We start from the raw sequence: 20098 nt of genomic DNA, 5'->3' as shown, positions 1-20098 counted from the left end.
TTATGGAAGAAGATAATAGCCTATCCGCACAATTGATGAGGTTTTTCGACCAGATTAAAATTTACTTAGACCTGAAGGTCGGTTATTTTAGGCTCAATGTTGCCGATTACCTGATCAGATTTTTTTCCAGCCTGGTTTTATGGCTGGTACTTTTCTGGATATTGTTTTTCGTTGTGGTTTTCGGCTCTTTTGCCTTTGCCTATTGGTTTGGCGAAGCGACCGGAAAATGGTGGCTGGGATTTCTAATTATTGCCGGTTTTTATATCCTCCTGGCCGTATTTATCTATGTTTTCAGAAGAGCTATCATCGTACGGCCTTTTACCCGGCTCATCCTAAGCCAGATGGAATTAGATCAATATAAAGACTTGGAAAATGAAAAAGAATAGGAAGGATTTCCAGGAAATCGAGCTAATAAAGGCACGCCAGAAGCTACGGATTCTGGAACAAGAGCTGAAGATCAAATCCAGCTTCAGGGAATTAACTGGTAACCTGACCGGTCCTGCGATTAAAAACCGTATCCTTGAAAATTTGTTTGGCGGATCCGGACTTGCTTTCAAGCTGGGAATTATGGCTGTTTCGCTGCTGACCGACCGGATCAGGCGCAAACGAAAGAAATAACAATTTCCATTGCCTGCTCAGCTTAAAGATAGCCTTAGCCTCCTGATGCGGATAACACCTGGGAGATTGATTAACCTGGTCAAACTTTTTTCCAGTTATTACCTGAGCCGCTTTACAGGTAAAATGAGGCATTGGGGAAATCCGTTTACCATTTCCGTGGAGCCGACGACCTCCTGCAACCTGAGATGTCCCGAGTGTCCGTCGGGCCTTAGAAAGTTCACACGTGATACCGGGAAGATCTCGCTTGAAATGTACCATGAGGTCATCGACCAGCTTCACCCGGACCTGTTTTACCTGATCCTGTATTTCCAGGGAGAGCCTTATCTTCATCCGCTTTTCTTTCACATGGCGGAATATGCCCGGAAAAAGAAGATTTACACTGCCACTTCCACAAATGCACATTTCCTGACCGACCACCTGGCAAAAAAAACCGTCGAGTCGGGCCTGGACCGGATCATCATCTCTCTTGATGGCCTGGACCAGATAACCTATGAGAAATACAGGGTAGGGGGGTCATTTGATAAAGTTCTGGAATGTACCCGAAACCTGGTGAAGTGGAAAAAAGAGCTTCATTCGGCAACTCCTTATATCATTCTTCAGTTCATTGTTTTTCGAACCAATGAGCACCAGATTCCTGCACTGCGTGAGCTGGCAAAGGAAATAGGAGTAGACAAACTTGAGCTTAAATCTGCCCAGGTCTATAACTACGAGGAGGGAAATCCGCTTATTCCCGTTAATGAATCTTTTTCGAGATACAAAAAGAAGGGTGACGGCAAGTATATTATAGATAATCCCCTGTATAATCATTGCCTTAGAATGTGGCGGGGCTGTGTGATTACATGGGATGGACTCGTAGTTCCCTGCTGCTTTGATAAGGATGCCACCCACCGTTTAGGGGATCTGAAAAAGCAGAGTTTTCAGGAGATCTGGCGGGGTGAAGCCTATGATAACTTCAGAAAGAAATTGTTCTCCGCCAGGAATGAAATCGATATTTGCAGGAATTGTACAGAAAAATAACCTTGGGTCTTTTCACGCTGTCAAATGCTTCGCACGTTGACAGGTGAAAAGTTAATTTATCTGACGGCGTCCGCCTTTGGCGGACCTGTCAGTGTCAAAAACAATATCTAAACCGTCATAATGTCTTTTTCTTTCTGAACAACAATTTTATCGACTACTTCGATATACTTGACGGTGAGTTTCTGGATATCTTCCTGCAACTTCTTTACTTCATCTTCAGCTACCCCTTCTTTTTCAAGGTCTTTGGCCATATCATTCGACGAACGCCTGATGTTGCGGATGCTTATCTTGGCATTTTCCGCTTCAGATTTAGCTTTCTTGACGAGATCACGTCGCCGCTCTTCTGTCAGCGGTGGCACCTGGATCCGTAACACTTCCCCTTCATTTTTGGGATTCAGGCCCAGGTTCGCGGTCATGATGGCTTTGTCGATATCATGAATGATACTTTTATCCCATGGCTGAATAATGATCTGTCTTGCATCCGGTGTTGTAATGTTTGCCAATTGTTCAATGGGAGTTACCACGTCGTAGTAGTTGATCCTGATCCCTTCAAGCATCTGGGGTGTGGCCTTTCCCGCGCGAAGCTTGTGCAATTCTTTTTCCAGGAATTGAACTGATTTGTTCATCTGGTCTTCTGTTTCCTGAAGTAGAAATTCGGATTCCTCAGTCATAACAGTGTCACTTTAAGATTTTTGCAAAAATAGGTTTTTATCGGGAAATCTCGCTATGATAGTCTTACATGCACTAACTTTCTGGCCTAACTTAACCACGATCTCGCTATCTTTTGGAAGAATGATATCGACCCTGGAGCCGAACTTGATGATACCTGCTTCTTCTCCCTGGAAAACATAACTCCCCGGCCTGGCGGTGGTGAATACCCGCCTGGCCATGATACCGGCAATCTGTGTCATCATGACCGGTTTGCCATGTTCATTTTCTATCACGATCGACATGCGCTCATTCTTCATGCTGGCTTTTGGCCGGTATGCCGGAATGTGGGAACCATGGTGATATTTTGTGTGAATGATCTCCCCGCTGACAGGATACCAGTTTACATGTACATCAAGGGGCGACATGAAAATGGAAACCTGCATTCGCCGGTCATGAAAATACTCCGTTTCTTGAATCTCTTCTATCACAACAACATGGCCATCGGCAGCACTTAAGATTTGTTCAGGGTCAGGTAAAACTTCTCTGTATGGTCGCCTGAAAAACCGGATGCACAGGAAATAAAAAATAACGCCCGCACAGTACAATATGTAATGTATGGTACTTTGCACCGGAAAAACCAGGTTTATCAGCCAGACCATGCACAACAGGAGTGCCAGCATGACAAGAAGGGGTATGTATCCTTTATGATGAAGTCTCATAGGTTGAGCAATAAAAGATAACAAAATAATACCGGTGCTGCAAATATAGCTGCATCAAACCGGTCGAGTACACCGCCATGGCCGGGAAAGAAATCTCCGGAATCCTTGACATTGAACTTTCGTTTCAGCATTGATTCCGATAAATCACCGAAGGTGCCGGAAATATTGATAATCAATGCTGCAACAAGCCATTGCCAGGTTGTAAGCTCTTTGAAGAACAGGGACAATATGAAGGCCGCAAGCAGGCCGAAGCATGTTCCTCCGATAGTGCCTTCCCAGGTTTTCTTCGGTGAAATTTTTTCGAATAGTTTATGTTTCCCTATCGCTATTCCAACCAGATAAGCAAAAGTGTCATAGCCCCCCTGGATGATTAATAAGCTGAAAAGTATATGCCAGTAAGGATGGTCACCGATAACCACAGGGTTCATTAAGAAAATCATCATGGCAAAAGGGATGGAAATATAGGCGACAGGGAAAATGCTGAAAGCTATATTTAACAATGAATTTGGCTTCGTCCGGAACAATTCCGCAATAAAAAAAACAAAGAACAGAGGAGGAAGAAAGGCCAGGTACCAGGCTGAAACTATCCCGAGGGCGGTAAGAGCCACGATGATGTACATGATGGCCCCGACCGCGAAGCCCAAAACCCGTTGCGGGTGTATTTCATGAAAACCGGCCAGTCGGTAAAACTCGTACAAACCGACCATCATCAGAACAAAGATCACAACAACAAGAGCCAACGGATGCAGCAGAAGAGAGCCGATGATCAGGGCTGTAAGAAAAATGCCGGTAATGGTCCTCGTGTATAGGTTTTGCACGCAGTAATTAATTTAAAGCCGGTCTTCCAGAAGGAAGACATATAATTCTTTCGGTCCGTGAGCCCCCATGACCAATGTTTTTTCAATATCGGCCGTACGGCTGGGGCCCGTGATAAGAGTGACCATCGAAGGCATCCGTTGTTCGTACTTTTTTCTTAATTTGAGCAGGGCATCCTTCAGGTCACCAACCAGTTGCGATGCCTGTGCTAAAACGATATGGATTTCCGGATAGATAAAGATTTGCCGGCCGGCCATTTGCCCGGTCGACACCATGACGCTGCCCAGCCTTGCTACGAGGGATTCGCATCCGGTCATCCCCACATGCGACTGGGTTATTTGATCGTGATCAGACAGGCAGGTAATTTGCCCTTTATTCAGGAGCTCGATAATCTTTGGCTCAAGTGCGAAAATATTGTCCCACTTCCGGTCGTGCATCAGGAACCTGAGGCCATTGATGACTTCCGCCTCACTCTCACAATAAATGAACATTCCGCCGGCAGCAGTCAATTCCTGTGCGAAATTGATATCAAAAGATTCTTCCATTTCACTGAATACCGGCTTTTCATAGTCGATCTTTGGAAATGGCTGATCAGTCTTTGAAATGAGAGCCTCCCTAATGTATTTTAATACCTTTTCTTTTGAAGTGCTTTCTTCCATAATCAATACAAAGATAGAAAATTTGAACTACTGCTGTTCAAGGACTGATTTTTAGGAAGAAATGGTCAGAAAGTGGTCATTAGGTGGTCATAAAGTGGTCATACATTGTTCAATTGCTCGATTGTTCAATTGCAATTGAGCACTATGAATGCTCAATCCTCTTGCACTCCATAGGAGTGCCTTGAAAATAGCCCCGGAATTCATTCCGGGGAAAAATATGCGGATAGGATAATGTTTCCCCTCCCTGCACAACCAGAGCTTTTATTATAAATGATGGCATGGGAGGGGATTAAAGGGTGGGAATATTTGAAACAAATCCTTACAGTTTGATCCATTTCCCCGATTGGATTATCTGGCTTTTATGGTCAAATATCCGGTAAAGATAAATTCCGGCAGGTAAGCTGGAAACAGGTATCGAATTGGTGCCTGCCGAAAGTTCAGCTTCACATTCCAATCTTCCGGTCAGGTCAAAAAGCTGAATTTGTGACCGATCTATTGGTGAATTAATATTTAATGTCTCATTCCCCGGATTAGGATAAATAAAACATGCGTTACTATTTATAATTGGATTTTCAGTGGTTGAAACCAGCAATCCATCCTGATTAACCTTGAGAATATAGATATCGAACTCTTCGTTCTGGGTTAAGTAATCGTAGCGTGAACACGACAGCACACATCCACTGTCCTGTGTGGCCAGTATGGCATTCACCAGGTAAAATGCATCCCCTCCATAAAACCGCTGGTTTTTAAGGTTCAGATTCGAATCAAGGATATTTAACATGATCCATGAAGGCTCGGTTTGAAAATATTGTTTAATATTGGATTCTCCAGAGAAAAAAATGTTACCTTTTGAAATAAAGTCTAGATTTTTATATAGACCTGTATAATCCACAGTATCAGTTTTTCCAAAATATGCTGCGTTAAGTAAAGAATCATTGGCAGTCATTTTCAGAATTCCGATATCGAATTCATCTTGGGAGGGATCGAATGACCTTCCGGTCAGAAGATAAATCGAGTCATTGATCCATTTAGCCGTATTTTGATCCCTAATAATGCCACCAGAAAGGACTAAAGAATCAGTTACATTAAAAGAAGTATCAATATAACTGATATTGCATGACATTCTATATGAAACGGGCAAAAGAGAAAATAATTTATAACAAAAATTTGAAGAATCCTCAATAATTGTCGAAGCAATGTTAAATGAATATGCTTGATTAAAAAATTTATATCTGACCAAATCTCCTTCGGGTGTCAATTCATAAATACAGACCTTATATTCAGCGGGAGAAGATCCAGGTTGGTAGTGGGCTATAAAAACAATATTACCATTACTTCTGATGATATGATGGAAATTATAAATTTTAAGGCTGTTGGAAATCAATTTCTTATCATCAATAATTTGTAATTCGTGATTAAATTTCACAAACCATAATTCAGAAACCGTATCAATGGTCCAATTACCTAAAGCCACAAAATAATCATCATCAATTTTAATCAACTCTGCAAGGTTACAAGTGCCTTCATGGTTATATATACTGATGGAGTCTAGAAAAGATCCATCATGATCAAGTTTGATAATCAAAGCATATTGAAAGTTTTCAACCGAAAAATAGATGTTTCCTTGTTCATCTTCATTCAGGCTTCTTGAAATTTCATTTAAAGGACTTTGATAAAGAAATTCATAGGTAGATTGGCCGTATGTAAAAAACATACTCATTAATAATCCAAAAATTATAAAATCTTTCTTCATAAGAATTTTAATAAAACAGCAGGATGCATTTATATTAATGCATCCTGCAATAAGTTAATTAATTAAAAGTTCCCGGTTGATTTGTGTCAACAACCCATAAACCATATGTATTGGTCATAATGTGAACATAACTGTAATTTGGAAATCCGTAATAAATGCTTCCCTCATTATTAATGGACATGAAAACTTTGTCTTCAATTAAATCCCCCAAATCATCACATTCGAATATAAGATCGGTACAAACAGATTCTTCACCATGCAGGTAGAAATTCATTTCATCAGGACAGAGACAATCATGAAAATTTGGTAATGCATAGTAATTGACAAAACACAAATAGTCATAATAATTGTCTTCGGTAGTTTCATCTTCGTAATTAAGAAAATCACAATAATAATTTTGGGGAGGAATACCATTAGGGGGGTCTCCATAATAATGGACAAGACCATCAGGCCATATATCTAACGTTACTACATCAGTAGAGTAATGCCTTAGACCAGGGACACCAATATTTACTCTGATTCTATATTCAATTTGTTCGGCTGCATCACTATTAGTATGTGTTCCTTCGTATGGGCCATCGCAGTATCCCCCAGAATTACACCACCCCAACCCAAACATCCACCAATCCTCATCTCCAAAACGACCATAATTAATTGGCGAGACATATCCGAATGCCGAGATTACACCGAAAGTAACACTTCCTGAAATAGAGTCCCTTCTGAAAACATCCGCGAAAATCAGATGAAGATTTTGTGAAGGAAGATTCTGATATTGAACAGTCAGGCTGTCAATAATCTCGTCATAAACAGATGCAGCTTCAGCAGGCGTTACCTTTCCGCCGGTTAAATCAACATCAATAAATACGGAATCAATATCCAATCCTTGGAGATTATTGGCTACATCTCCATAAGTATAATTTATCAAAGCTTCAGTGTACCGAACTGCTGTATCTATCGGGTAACTGCTCCCACTTTTCAGCCTGTTTTCAATCTCCGATTTGAATGTAAGTATCCGCTGTTCTATGTTTTGGTTGGTCTGGTTCACCTGGTTGATCGGATTAACTTTTGAATCATCATGCTGTTTTTTACAGCTTAAAATTACGACAATAAAAGATAAAATAATTGCTATAATAAAAATCACTTTTTTCATTTTGTCAATGAAACTCCCCGCCGCAAGCAGCGGGGTATCTGTTTAACTGACGGGTTAACCCGTCAGTTAGAATACTTTCGCCCCAAGGGGCGGGGAATTAACCTAACAAGATTAAATTAAAGGGTTTATAAACTAAGAAGTCTTGTGCAGCAAAGGAAATGTACATTTATGGAGGGTACAGCGATTTTGGATCTAACCTTATATATCTTAAATATGTTAGTTCATCCTTCATGCCCCCAATGATAATCTATTTTAAAGTGAAATCCATAGCAGAAAACCACTAGAAAAAATTTAAGTGGTTTTCTATAGATGATCTGCATACTTCACAGAGATTACACAAGGAAGAGGAGGTTCAAATATTTTGCAAGTCCTGTGGGCCGTATGGGACTTGTTTTAAAGGGTCGATCTATTATCCACGGGCGGCTTGTCCGGGACTATTTTCATTTGTCCCTGACGGGCCAAATTCTTAATGACTACCTTCTGACAACCTTCTGACTACCTAATGACCAACCACTAACGACTAACGACTGACGACTATACTCTGTCTGCCTTCGGCTTCCTGCCCCTTTTCTTTGGAGTTTTATCTTCGGCTTTTTCAGACATGGTATTATTCCCGTTTGATTTGATATTGATCAAAACGATCTCATGCCCCGCCTGCTTCATCTTTTTCCCGAAGATGGGCTCCAGGTCTTCGCCGAATATCACTTCTTTTTCGAGCAGCATTCGGGCCAGATGCTCGAGTTTGTCCCTGTTAATTCTAAGGATTTCCACGGCTCTGCGATAGGCCTGGTCGACCAGTTTTCCAATTTCATGGTCAATAACTTCCGCTGTTTTTTCACTGTAAGGCTTTTGGAATGCATATTCCTGCTGCCCCGTGGAATCATAATAGCTGATATTGCCGATCTTATCGTTCAGTCCGAAGAATACGACCATATTGTAAGCCTGTTTGGTTACCCTTTCCAGGTCATTCAGGGCTCCGGTTGAAACCTTCCCGAATATGATCTCTTCCGCTGCCCTGCCGCCTAATGTAGCGGTCATTTCATCAAACATCTGTTCGAAAGTCGTGAGCTGCCTCTCTTCAGGCAGGTACCACGCTGCGCCCAATGCTTTTCCGCGGGGGACAATGGTCACTTTGACTAATGGATGCGCGTGCGGCAGCAACCAGCTGACCGATGCATGCCCGGATTCGTGGAATGCGATCACCTGCTTTTCCTCCTGTGAAATAATCTTGCTTCGTCGTTCCAGTCCACCGATAATCCGGTCGATGGCATCCACAAAATCCTGCTTTTCGATGATTTTCTTGTCGTTTCTGGCGGCTATCAGGGCCGATTCATTAGCAACATTAGCAATGTCTGCGCCGGAAAAACCGGGTGTCTGCCTGGCCAGCCATTCCATGTCGACATTTTCCTTGTCGTATTTCAGGTTCTTGGTGTGCACTTTGAAAATTGCCCTTCGTTCTTCGAGATCGGGTAGTTCTACGTTGATCTGACGATCGAAGCGGCCGGCACGGAGCAATGCCCTGTCAAGGATATCGGCCCGGTTTGTCGCCGCCATGATGATGACCCCGGAGTTAGTGCTGAAACCATCCATCTCGGTGAGCAGTTGGTTCAGCGTGCTTTCCCGCTCATCATTGGCGCCGGTGATCTGGTTCTTTCCCCTGGCACGCCCGATGGCATCAATTTCATCGATGAATACAATGCAGGGGGCTTTTTCTTTAGCTTGCTTAAAAAGGTCCCTGACCCTCGAAGCGCCCACACCCACAAACATTTCCACAAAATCGGAGCCTGAAAGGGAAAAGAACGGAACCTGGGCCTCACCCGCAACGGCTTTTGCCAGCAAGGTCTTTCCGGTTCCCGGAGGACCTACCAAAAGGACTCCCTTGGGAATTTTACCACCCAATCCCGTATATTTTGAAGGGTTCTTTAAAAAATCCACCACTTCTTTAACCTCCACCTTGGCTTCCTCAAGCCCTGCCACATCATTAAAATTAATGCTTACACTGGTGGTCTTATCAAATAATTGTGCTTTCGATTTACCGATGTTGAAGATCTGACCTCCGGCACCACCGGCATTGCGGCTCATCATCCTCATGATAACCAGCCAGACAATGACCAGGATGGCAACAGGAACAACCCATCCCAGAATATCTCCGGTCCAGTTGCGCCTTACATCGTTCTCAATATATACCGGATCAGCAATGTCCTTCTGGGCTTCCATCACCAGCCTCTCAAAACTTTCAGGAGAAGTGATGTTGTACGTGAAATGAGGCCCTTTGGCAGGGACCTTCTCTTTTATTTCCTTGTACCTGGGATCATCAATCTTTTCCGGCTTAAGGAAAATTTCTGCCGATTCCTTGTTGACCAGAAGGATGCGGCTGATATCACCATTTTCCAGCATCTCCTTCACTTCGCCCCAGGTAGTCTTTTTAGCTGCCCCTCCTTCCCAGTTGACAATATAAGTCAGCATAAAAACTAAAAGTAAACCGGCATAAATCCAGTAGAAACTGAATTTAGCCCTGGTATTTTTACCTTTTGGTAAATTACTCCCCCCTTTATCCTGTGAATTAAAATTCTCCTCTGCCATTCTGTCCGATTTGTGCTTTAGATCTTAAAAAAAAGCTGATTATTATTCTTTATAGTCATGATGCGTGATGGCGGCATCTGCCCATAATTTCTCAAGCTGATAAAAGTCCCTTCTATCTTCCCGAAAAATGTGAACAACGACGTCGACGTAATCCAGCAAAATCCATTCCGCGTTTTCAAAGCCTTCTTTATGCCAGGGTTTAGCTTTCAAATTCCTTACCGTCTTTTCGATGATGGAACCCGCAATGGCTTCCAGTTGTGGTTTCGAGCTGCCATGACAAATTACAAAATAATTAGTGATGGAGTGTTCGATGTCTTGCAAATCAAGTATGACAATGTTTTTAGCTTTTGTGTCTTCCATGCCCTGAACGATGAGCTTGGTCAATTCTTCTGATTCATATAAGTCCGGTGTCATTCAAATATTTTATTTCCCTGCAAAATTAAACTTTTTTACGATGCTTTTCATCGAATAGCTTTGCCTATCTCTTATTTATTAGTACGTTAAGGCTGATCTTTGCTTCTTAACACCTTAAAACGTATTTTTGTACAAGTTGTTTAAAAATGGCAATAATTGGATCTGAAATCACACGATTAACAGAAGTCGACTCCACAAACCGCTTTCTTATGGATTGGCTTACCAGGGAAAAGCTTAAGGAGGGCACACTGGTCATTTCTGATTTCCAGACAGCAGGAAGAGGCATGGATGGCAGCAAATGGGAAAGTGAGCCCGGGCGGAACCTTACATTCAGCTTTTTACTCTACCCGTCATTCCTGGCCATAGAAGCCCAGTTCTACCTCAATAAAATTATTTCACTTGGCCTTACCGATCTCGTCAGGGAAGTTCTGCCTGAACGTGATGATATCCGGATCAAATGGCCAAATGATATTTATATCGGCAATCATAAGGTTGCCGGCACCCTGATACAGAATGGAGTTAAAGGCTCTCAGTTTGATTTTTCCGTGATCGGCATTGGCATTAATATTAATCAGGAATCATTTTCCGGTGAAGCCTCAAATCCGGTTTCACTAAAGATGGTGGCAGAAACTGCATTTGATCTTGATGAAATGCTGAGCCGGACTTTAGCTAAAATTGAACACCGTTTAAATCAATTAAAGCAAGGCGCAAAAAAGGAAATCGATGAAGACTATCTTAAACTCCTATACCGGATGCAGCAATTATCCGGGTATATTTATAAAGGAAACCCTATACAGGCCAGAATCATCGGTGTAAACCGGTATGGTCAGCTTATCCTCGAAATTCCTGGAGAAAAGATTATAGAATGCGATCTCAAAGAAATCAAATTTGAAATTTGAAATTAGGAATTCAAAAGGATGCTTCCTTGAGCTTATCCGCCATGATATTAACCAGGTTCTGCATTGGACCTGACGCCATTAATTTCAGCATAGGGCTTAAATCCGCCGTAAGTTCAATCCATAAAGTGGTTTGATCAGCTGTTTGTTTTTCAAGGTTTCCCCTGATTTCAAGATCAATGGGATTTTCGGGTTTTGAGATGATCCTGACAAGCTGCTCCGGGATTGTTTCGGCCCTTTCCAGTGAAATATGGGCCATTCCTTTTATATCGAAAGAGCAGGAATCTTCGGTCGACTGCCAGTTGATGATCTGCTCCGGCATAAGCTTTTGAAGATTATTCAGATCATACAGAAATGAATAAGCTTTTTCAACCGTGACCTGAATCTGAACCTTATGGCTCTGGAAATCTACTTTGCCCATTTTTCAGGATTATCACGCCATTTCACGAGCGACTGAAGGTCGTCATCAGTAATGTAGTTACTTTCGAGCGCTTCATTTATCAGGGAATTGTAATCCGATAAAGTGATCAGCCTGCATTTGGCATCATCGAAGTTCTTTTTGGCCGAGTCAAGATTATAGCTGAAAATCGCAACCATCCCTTTGACTATAAATCCGGCTTCCGTAAGGGCATGCACCGCAGCAAGACTGCTGCTCCCCGTCGAAACCAGGTCTTCTACAACGACAACCGACTTGCCTGTCTCCACCCTGCCTTCAATCTTATTCTCCAGCCCGTGCTGTTTCTTTTCAGACCTGACATAAACCATCGGAATGCCGAATTCCTGGGCTACAAGAGCTCCCTGGGCAATGCCGCCGGTAGCAACACCTGCTATGTATTCCACCACTCCGAATTCTTCCCGGATGATATGGACAAGCTGCTGCCGGATGTAAGTCCGGATGGCGTGAAATGATAAAGTGATGCGATTATCACAATAAATCGGCGATTTGATCCCTGATGTCCATGTGAAAGGATCGTGAGGGTTCAATTTGACTGCCTTGACCTGGAGAAGAGACCTGGCAGTCGTTCTGGCAATTTCTTCATTAAAGATCATGAAGCAAATTTAAAAAGTTTAGATAGATTGGTTTTAATTGTTCATAACTTCATGAGTGTTGACATTATTACATTTCATGTCAATTTAATTTATCTTTGCTTAAAATCTGCTGGGATGGAACGAATTGCTGTTTTCCCGGGTTCCTTTGACCCGATTACCAAGGGTCATGAGTCGATCATCCTGCGGGCCATCCCGCTGTTTGATCAAATTATTATTGCTATTGGAGAAAATGCGGAAAAGAAAAGCTTCTTCCCGCTTGAACGGAGAATGAAATGGATAAAAGCTGTCTTCGCGGATGAACCTAAAGTGAGTGTGCAGTCTTACAAGGGCCTGACGGTCGACTTCTGTAAAAGGGTAAACGCCAGGTTCCTGCTTAGGGGACTAAGGACTTCCGCTGATTTTGAGTTTGAAAGGAGCATAGGCCAGATCAATAAAAACCTCAACCCTGATATTGAAACGGTTTTTCTGCTGACAACCCCTGAATTTACTGCACTTAATTCATCTATAGTCAGGGATATCCTGAGAAACGGCGGTGATCCTTCGCAATTTGTCCCTGATGTAGTGAAATTCTGATGCTTGCCCCAACTTTAACAACTTCCGCCTGACCGGGGAATAAACCAACCATTTGACCGTTTTGTATTAAACCTATGGTATGAAAAAGATAACTGCCACTTTCATTCTGATCTTGCTTATCGGTCTGACGTTGAGGGCTGAAATATCGAGCGTCAGCGGGAAAATAATAAATGGAAAAGGCTTGACAATCAGATTGATGACCTACAGCGACCAGGTCTCTTACCTGAGAGAAACCCTGGCCAGTGCCCCGATTGGAGAAGACGAGAAGTTCCATTTCACCATTGAAAACAATGCGATAAAATATGTCTGGCTTGATATAGAATTTCAACAGGCCGAAATGTTTATCCAGCCTGGCCAGTCGTATGAAATCGAAATAGAGCTGAAAAACCTTTCCATTTCAACTTCATATTACAACCGGACCGGTTTACCCATTAAAATAGTAAAAGATGATAGCGATAATCTGAATTTGTACATTCAGGATTTTAATCAATTATATAATGATTTCCTGCTGAACTATGCTGATAATGTCAGATCCCGCAGTGCCGGCAGTATGTTCGACACATTTATCAAAGCCATAAACCTGCGGTTTCAAAATGCAACTAACCCATATTTCAAGGATTATATCCGTTACAAAACTGCTTCGATGCAACTATTTCTCAGATTGAAAAGCAGGGATAATATCGGGCTGGAATATTTTACCGGGAAACCGGTACTTTATGAAAACATCGAGTATATGGACTTTTTTCATCTTTTTTTCGAAAAATACTTCCTCGCTGGGGGGAAATACTTTAATTACAACAAAACTTATGATCTGGTCAACGGAAATGCTTCTTCTGCTGATGTACTCGATTCGCTGAAAGCCGATCCGGTCATGAAAGATGTTGAATTACGGGAACTGCTTCTATTGGATGGGCTTAAAGAACTTTATAACATTTCTGGCTTCAAGCATAACAGGATCATATTGCTCATGGATGAAATTTCCAGGAATACCAGCTCCCCAGAAACCCGGAAATTAACTGATAACATAATGGTCCGGCTGAGAAGGTTGCAACCTGGAAGTCCGGCGCCTGACTTTAATTTATCCGGTATCAATGATGAAAAAAATTATCGACTCACTGATTTCAATGGGAAATACATTTACCTGGTTTTTTTTGAATCAGGTAATCCTGCTTGCCAGTCTGAACTTGGGATGATTACCGATATTTATGAGGAATTTAAAAACAAGGTCGTTTTCTTGGCTGTTTCAGTCGACAAAGATCCCGGCAAGCTTGCCGCATATCTGAAGATGGCGGACCTGCCATGGCTGGTTCTTCAATATGGGGGCAGCCTGGAATTGCTTGAAAATTATGATGCCAACACCTATCCTCATTTCATTCTCATAGATGATAAAGGGCAGATCATAAGCTGCCCGGCGCCAAGCCCAAGCGAAAATATAAAAAAGTTATTAGGATCAATTTAAGGCCCCTTTTGTTTTTAAATCGGCTATTTGGATTAATTTTGTTCCGAAAAAACCTGGATTTTTACCTGCCAAAGTGTCAATAATCTTCAGACAGGCGTAAAGGAACAATTATTGCGCAAACTAGCGCCAAATTACTTTGCATATGAAGCTACTACAGAAAATTTTCGGAGATAAGTCCACCCGCGATATTAAAGAGATCAATCCTATTCTAATTAATACTAAAGCCTCCTATGAGGCAATTTCCCGGCTAAGCAATGATGAATTAAGAGCTAAAACAGCTGAATTTCGCAAGAAAATTGCAGAAAGAATAGAAGTAGAAATCAGCCAGATCGAAGCGATAAAACTCCAGATCGAATCGGAAGAGGATATCATGGAAAGGGAAAAATTGTGGGAACAGATAGATAAGCATGAAAAGGAAAGTTACCGGATCAGCCAGGACGTGTTAAATGAGATTCTCCCTGAAGCATTTTGTGTGATGAAAGAAACGGCCCGGCGTTTTAAAGAAAATGAGGTGGTTGAAGTTACTGCAACCGATATGGACCGTGAACTGGCCACTAATAGGGACAGCATTTACATTTCCGGCGATAAAGCGTATTATAAAAATCAATGGCTGGCCGGTGGAAACATCATCACCTGGGATATGGTGCATTATGATGTTCAGCTTATAGGCGGTATCGTCCTCCACCAGGGGAAGATCTCTGAAATGGGCACAGGAGAAGGGAAAACGCTTGTTGCTACTTTGCCTGTTTATCTGAATGCCTTACCCGGGAAAGGGGTTCATATTGTTACTGTCAATGACTACCTGGCAAAACGTGACTCCGAGTGGATGGGAACATTATACGAATTCCACGGCCTTAAAGTTGATTGTATCGATAAACATCAGCCTAACTCCACTGCCCGACGGAATGCTTACCTGGCGGACATTACATTCGGCACCAACAATGAGTTCGGATTTGATTACCTGAGGGATAACATGACCGGAAACCCGGATGAGTTGGTTCAGCGGGGTCATAACTATACTATTGTTGATGAGGTGGACTCCGTATTAATTGATGATGCACGGACACCATTAATCATCTCGGGGCCAACTCCACAGGGGGAAAAGCAGGAATTTGAAAACTACAAGCCCCAGATTGAAAAGCTGTATTCCTCCCAACGAACTTTTGTAACAAAAATTTTGGCTGAAGCCAAAAAGCTACTCACCGAAAATGCCTCACCGGAAGATGAAAAAAAAGGAGGAGAGCTTATTTTCAGAGCTCACCGCGGCCTGCCTAAAAATAACGCCCTGATCAAATTCCTTAGCGAACCAGGCATGAAAGCATTGATGCAGAAAACGGAAAACTTCCATCTCCAGGAGCAACAGAAAAATATGCATCTTATCGATGATGAGTTGTTCTTTGTTATTGATGAGCAACATAATTCCATTGATATCACCGAGAAAGGTATTGACCTGCTGACCGAATATACCGGCGATCATAAATTCTATATGCTGCCTGATATTGGTTCCGAATTAGCAGAAATTGAAAAGTCTTCTCTTAATGATTCGGAGAAGCGGGATAAGAAAGAAGAACTGATGCAGGAATATTCGATCAAGTCGGAAAGGGTGCATACGGTTAACCAGCTTCTCAAAGGTTACTCACTCTTTGAGAAGGACGTAGAATACGTTATTATTGACAACAAGATCAAGATCGTTGATGAGCAAACCGGCCGTATTATGGAGGGCCGGCGTTATTCTGACGGTCTTCACCAGGCCCTTGAAGCCAAGGAAAACGTGAAGGTTGAAGCCGCTACGCAGACTTACGCCACGATTACTTTACAGAATTATTTCAGGATGTACAAAAAGCTGGCCGGTATGACCGGTACGGCTGAGACCGAAGCCGGTGAGCTATGGGATATATATAAACTCGATGTGGTTGTCATTCCTACCAACCGGCCGGTTATAAGAGATGACCGGGAAGATTTGGTTTACAAAACCAAACGGGAAAAATTCAATGCAGTTATCAAGGAAATAGAAGATCTGGTTGCCAAGGGACGGCCGGCTCTTGTCGGAACAACCTCTGTCGAAACATCGGAATTATTAAGCAGGATGCTCACCAGGGTTAAAATTCGTCATAACGTATTAAATGCCAAATTACATCAGAAAGAGGCTGAAATAGTGGCCGAAGCAGGCAAAGCCGGCACGGTGACCATTGCTACCAATATGGCCGGACGTGGTACTGATATTAAGCTCGGTCCCGGCGTAAAAGATGCTGGTGGATTGGCCATTATAGGAACAGAACGGCACGAATCCCGTCGGGTTGACCGGCAGTTGAGAGGTCGTGCAGGCCGCCAGGGCGACCCGGGTTCAACACAGTTTTTTGTCGCACTGGAGGATGACCTCATGCGTATGTTCGGCTCTGACAGGATTGCGAAAATCATGGACCGGCTGGGTATCAAAGAAGGTGAAGTGATCCAGCATTCCATGATCACCAAATCGATCGAGCGGGCCCAGAAAAAAGTGGAAGAGAACAACTTCGGCATCCGTAAAAGATTGCTGCAGTATGACGATGTGATGAACTCACAGCGCGAAGTCATCTATAAAAAGCGCCGCCATGCTTTATTCGGTGACCGCCTGGCAGTCGACATTTCCAATATGATGTATGATGTTGGGGAACAACAGATCAACCAATATCTTGAAGAGAAGGATTTTGACGGTTTCAAAATGGCCCTTCTGAAGTACCTGGCATTGGAATCCCCATTTACAGCCGATGAATTCTTTTCAATAAGGGTGGAAGAAATGTCAGACAGGCTTTATGAAGCAGCTTATGATCATTACAGGGGAAAATCAAAAAGAATTGCCGAACTGGCATATCCGGTAATCCGGGATGTTTATGAAAACCAGCCGCAATTTGAAAACATTGCTATCCCCATTACTGATGGCATAAAGACGATGAACGTCGTTGCTAACCTGAAAAAATCTTATGATAGCGGAGGAAAAGAGATCATCCTGTCCATCGAGAAAGGGATTACCCTTGCCATGATCGATGATGCCTGGAAGGAGCACCTAAGGGAAATGGACGAATTGAAACAATCAGTCCAGAATGCGGCTTATGAGCAGAAAGATCCTTTATTGATATATAAATTTGAGGCGTTTGAGCTGTTTAAGAAGATGATCGGGAAAATTAACGAAGAAATTACCACTTTTCTGATCAGGGGAAAACTGCCGCTCCAGGATGCCTCTTCCGTCAGGGAGGCCAGGGCCCCGAGGGGAATCGACCGCACCCGTATGCGTGAAGAAAGGAGGGACCTTCTTGCACAGGCTCACAGCGATACCCAGGCTGACCGTCCCAAAGAACCCCAACGCCGTGATATACCCAAGATCGGCCGAAACGACAAAGTCAAGGTCCAATACACGGATGGCAGGATACTGGTCACCAAATACAAGATGATCGAACACGATCTCAACCGCGGAAATTGCCAGCTTCTTTAATGAGCATTTGTCCTGCCAGATCATCAAGCATCCAGATTAATTCCCCATCTGTCGGCTTGACCAGCGATGCAGGTAAATCCTGCCAGCCTGCTTTCTTTTGCAGGATCTGGGATACTCTTTCTGCTTTACTTGCACCGGTGACCAGGAAACAGACCTCTTTCGAATTGTTTATGAGCCTTCCTGTCGCCGTAATTCTTTTTTGCTTTGTAGCCGGATGCTGGCTTATTTCAAAGAGTTTTTCGGAATTAAATAAATGAATATTATCAGGGAAAATTGAAGCAGTATGGCCGTCTTCTCCTAGTCCAAGTACGACCATATCAAATTGAGGATTATTTATTTTATGAGGGAGCAGCAAATCGACCATTTCAGCATACCTTTCAGCTTCAAGCGCCGGATCTTTTTCAGCTTCGATCCTGTAAATATTGGATTCAGGAATATTTATATTTTTAAATAAGCTATCGTACGCCATTTTGTAATTGCTTTCATCACTCGTAGGGGTTACACATCTTTCGTCCCCCCAAAAAATCATTACTTTAGACCAATCAATTTCATCTTTATAATTTTCTGCAATTGTTTTATAGATCGCCCTGGGTGTCGAACCGCCCGACAGGGCAATGTAAAAAAACTGGTCTCCGGCAGTTCCTGAAATACTTTCTGAAATTCTTCCGGCAAAGAAATCTGCAAGTTTTTCGACGGATGAAAAAATATGAATCGTTTCTTTCATCATTAAAGCTCACAATAAATTCCGTCGTCAGATAAGTTTTTGCAAGGATATCTCCATGTCATACCAGGTTCCTCGATTAAATCATCTGCCTTTTCCGGGCCCCATGTCCCTGCCGGATAGCCGTAAACTGGAATGCATTTATCATTTTTCCAGGCTTTTAAAACAGGATCCAAAAATTTCCAGGTTGCCAGGACTGCATCACTCCTCGCATACAAAGTCGTGTCGCCTATCATGCTGTCAAGCAGCAATCTTTCATAAGCCTCCGGAATCCTTAGATTGGACAAATCAGAATAATGAAAGTCCATATTCACATTTTGAACTTCAAATCCGGCCCCGGGAGTCTTCATTCCGAATTTCAACAGGATGCCTTCGTCAGGCTGGATCCTTATTACTAATTGATTACATGAATCAAACGCGCCTTTTTGAGAAAACAGGTAATGCGGCGTAGGTTTAAAGTGGATCACTGCTTCTGACACTCGGGTGGGTAACTGCTTGCCGGTTCTTACATAAAAAGGGACACCGCCCCATCGCCAGTTATCGATATAAAATTTTATCGCCGCGTAAGTTTCGGTTTTGGAATTCGGATCTACCCCAACTTCTTGACGATATCCTTTTATTTGTTCTCCTTTAATCGTAGCAGCGAGATATTGTCCCCGTATAGCAGATTTAATAATTTCTGACTTTTTAAATGAACGAAGCGATTGAAAAACTTTTACCGTTTCGTTTCTGATAGCATCGGATTGCATAGATGTAGGTGGTTCCATAGCGATTAATCCGACAACCTGAAGTAAATGATTTTGGATCATATCACGCAGGGCACCGGATCCTTCATAATAGCCACCCCTTTTCTCCACGCCAATGCTTTCTACTGAAGTTATTTCAACGTGGTGGACATAATTTCTGTTCCATAGGGGTTCGAATATGCCGTTGGTGAACCTTGTTACCAGGACATTTTGTACAGTTTCCTTACCCAGGTAATGATCTATTCTGTAAAGCTGCTCTTCATGCCAATCTTTTTGTAATGAAGCATTCAGTTCAATGGCGCTTTCCAGATCATATCCGAAAGGTTTTTCAATGATTACCCTTTTCCATCCGTCATTTTGAATATTCAGTTTGTTTTTGGCAAGATTCTTTGGAATTACTCCATACAGACTTGGAGGTGTTGAAAGATAGAAGATGGTATTACCATTGATATTTAACGTCTTTCGAAGTTCTGAAAGTTTGTCTGTCAGATTTTTATAAGAAGAAGCATCTGATGCATCAACACGCTGATAAAATATCTTTTTTAAAAAACCTGCGGCTTTGCTTTCATCCTTCTCTCCGGAATACTTCTGCAGCCCTTTCTTCATAGCATCGCGGAAATTATCATCACTTGTTTCGGTCCGGCTTACGCCCACGATGGCAAATTTTTCCGGTAATAAGTTCTGAATTTCCAAAGAATAAAGCGCTGGAATGAGTTTACGTTTCGTTAAATCTCCCGATGCACCGAAAATTACCAGGATTTGATTATCAGGCAAGTTCATATAATTTTTTATTTGATCCAGGTT

Annotated in this window: 19 protein-coding genes; 7 read left to right on the top strand and 12 right to left on the bottom strand. The window is 42.5% G+C overall.

The window, feature by feature from the left end:
• Positions 1–2: 2 nt before the first annotated feature.
• From M0Q51_00385 to M0Q51_00375, 3 genes are read left to right on the top strand one after another with little or no spacing between them, the layout of a single operon-like run.
• The gene (locus tag M0Q51_00385) at positions 3–386 is read left to right on the top strand and encodes a hypothetical protein (protein MCK9398436.1); all 384 of its coding nucleotides are present in this window, start codon (positions 3–5) and stop codon (positions 384–386) included.
• Positions 373–618: a hypothetical protein gene (locus M0Q51_00380; protein MCK9398435.1), complete on the top strand. Its 246-nt coding sequence runs from the start codon at positions 373–375 to the stop codon at positions 616–618. Before M0Q51_00385 ends, M0Q51_00380 begins: the two co-directional genes overlap by 14 nt.
• Positions 619–627: 9 nt before the next feature.
• Positions 628–1635, top strand: coding sequence for an SPASM domain-containing protein (locus tag M0Q51_00375; protein ID MCK9398434.1), 1008 nt, complete (start codon positions 628–630; stop codon positions 1633–1635).
• 107 nt (positions 1636–1742) lie between these two features.
• On the opposite strand, the gene frr is transcribed toward M0Q51_00375, so the two are convergent.
• From frr to rsfS, 8 genes are all read right to left on the bottom strand, one after another.
• Positions 1743–2306 carry a ribosome recycling factor gene (gene frr, locus M0Q51_00370; protein ID MCK9398433.1) on the bottom strand — a complete coding sequence of 188 codons (564 nt, stop codon included), beginning with the start codon at positions 2304–2306 and terminating at the stop codon, positions 1743–1745.
• 12 nt (positions 2307–2318) lie between these two features.
• A complete protein-coding gene (locus tag M0Q51_00365; protein MCK9398432.1) occupies positions 2319–3005 on the bottom strand; it encodes a phosphatidylserine decarboxylase family protein in 687 nt (228 codons plus the stop codon).
• Positions 3002–3823, bottom strand: a complete 822-nt coding sequence (locus tag M0Q51_00360; protein ID MCK9398431.1) for a phosphatidate cytidylyltransferase — start codon at positions 3821–3823, stop codon at positions 3002–3004. The genes M0Q51_00365 and M0Q51_00360 overlap by 4 nt, the downstream gene beginning before the upstream one ends.
• 12 nt (positions 3824–3835) lie before the next feature.
• Complete coding sequence (locus M0Q51_00355) at positions 3836–4480, bottom strand: lactate utilization protein (GenBank protein MCK9398430.1); 645 nt, start codon at positions 4478–4480, stop codon at positions 3836–3838.
• A 319-nt stretch (positions 4481–4799) separates the two neighbouring features.
• On the bottom strand, positions 4800–6233 hold the full coding sequence (locus M0Q51_00350; protein MCK9398429.1) for a T9SS type A sorting domain-containing protein: 1434 nt from the start codon (positions 6231–6233) through the stop codon (positions 4800–4802).
• A gap of 58 nt (positions 6234–6291) precedes the next feature.
• A complete protein-coding gene (locus M0Q51_00345; protein MCK9398428.1) occupies positions 6292–7383 on the bottom strand; it encodes a hypothetical protein in 1092 nt (363 codons plus the stop codon).
• Between the two features lie 534 nt (positions 7384–7917).
• On the bottom strand, positions 7918–9966 hold the full coding sequence (gene ftsH, locus M0Q51_00340) for an ATP-dependent zinc metalloprotease FtsH (GenBank protein MCK9398427.1): 2049 nt from the start codon (positions 9964–9966) through the stop codon (positions 7918–7920).
• Between the two features lie 42 nt (positions 9967–10008).
• Positions 10009–10380 carry a ribosome silencing factor gene (rsfS, locus tag M0Q51_00335; GenBank protein MCK9398426.1) on the bottom strand — a complete coding sequence of 124 codons (372 nt, stop codon included), beginning with the start codon at positions 10378–10380 and terminating at the stop codon, positions 10009–10011.
• Positions 10381–10526: 146 nt separating this feature from the next.
• Between rsfS and M0Q51_00330 the strand changes: the two genes are divergently transcribed.
• Positions 10527–11279 carry a biotin--[acetyl-CoA-carboxylase] ligase gene (locus M0Q51_00330; GenBank protein ID MCK9398425.1) on the top strand — a complete coding sequence of 251 codons (753 nt, stop codon included), beginning with the start codon at positions 10527–10529 and terminating at the stop codon, positions 11277–11279.
• 10 nt (positions 11280–11289) lie between these two features.
• Here M0Q51_00330 and M0Q51_00325 read toward each other — a convergent pair whose 3' ends face one another.
• Positions 11290–11697 (bottom strand): hypothetical protein, encoded by a 408-nt coding sequence (locus M0Q51_00325; protein MCK9398424.1) that lies wholly within the window; start codon positions 11695–11697, stop codon positions 11290–11292.
• Positions 11685–12326 carry an orotate phosphoribosyltransferase gene (gene pyrE / locus M0Q51_00320; protein MCK9398423.1) on the bottom strand — a complete coding sequence of 214 codons (642 nt, stop codon included), beginning with the start codon at positions 12324–12326 and terminating at the stop codon, positions 11685–11687. Before pyrE ends, M0Q51_00325 begins: the two co-directional genes overlap by 13 nt.
• A gap of 114 nt (positions 12327–12440) precedes the next feature.
• On the opposite strand from pyrE, the gene coaD reads away from it, so the two are divergent.
• The 3 genes from coaD (at position 12441) to secA (ending at position 17827) form a co-directional block, all read left to right on the top strand.
• On the top strand, positions 12441–12899 hold the full coding sequence (coaD, locus tag M0Q51_00315) for a pantetheine-phosphate adenylyltransferase (protein ID MCK9398422.1): 459 nt from the start codon (positions 12441–12443) through the stop codon (positions 12897–12899).
• Positions 12900–12978: 79 nt separating this feature from the next.
• Positions 12979–14358 carry a redoxin family protein gene (locus M0Q51_00310; protein ID MCK9398421.1) on the top strand — a complete coding sequence of 460 codons (1380 nt, stop codon included), beginning with the start codon at positions 12979–12981 and terminating at the stop codon, positions 14356–14358.
• 142 nt (positions 14359–14500) lie between these two features.
• Positions 14501–17827 carry a preprotein translocase subunit SecA gene (gene secA, locus M0Q51_00305; protein ID MCK9398420.1) on the top strand — a complete coding sequence of 1109 codons (3327 nt, stop codon included), beginning with the start codon at positions 14501–14503 and terminating at the stop codon, positions 17825–17827.
• Here the strand turns inward: secA and pgl are convergent.
• Both pgl and zwf read right to left on the bottom strand, forming a co-directional pair.
• Positions 17799–18554 (bottom strand): 6-phosphogluconolactonase, encoded by a 756-nt coding sequence (gene pgl / locus M0Q51_00300; GenBank protein ID MCK9398419.1) that lies wholly within the window; start codon positions 18552–18554, stop codon positions 17799–17801. The genes secA and pgl overlap by 29 nt on opposite strands.
• Positions 18554–20074 carry a glucose-6-phosphate dehydrogenase gene (gene zwf, locus M0Q51_00295; GenBank protein ID MCK9398418.1) on the bottom strand — a complete coding sequence of 507 codons (1521 nt, stop codon included), beginning with the start codon at positions 20072–20074 and terminating at the stop codon, positions 18554–18556. Before zwf ends, pgl begins: the two co-directional genes overlap by 1 nt.
• Between the last annotated feature and the right edge of the window lie 24 nt (positions 20075–20098).

Source organism: Bacteroidales bacterium (assembly GCA_023229505.1).
Taxonomy (GTDB): Bacteria; Bacteroidota; Bacteroidia; order Bacteroidales; family JAGOPY01; genus JAGOPY01.
The sequence above is the reverse complement of the archived record's forward strand: the minus strand, read 5'-3'. Positions and strand labels throughout refer to the sequence as shown.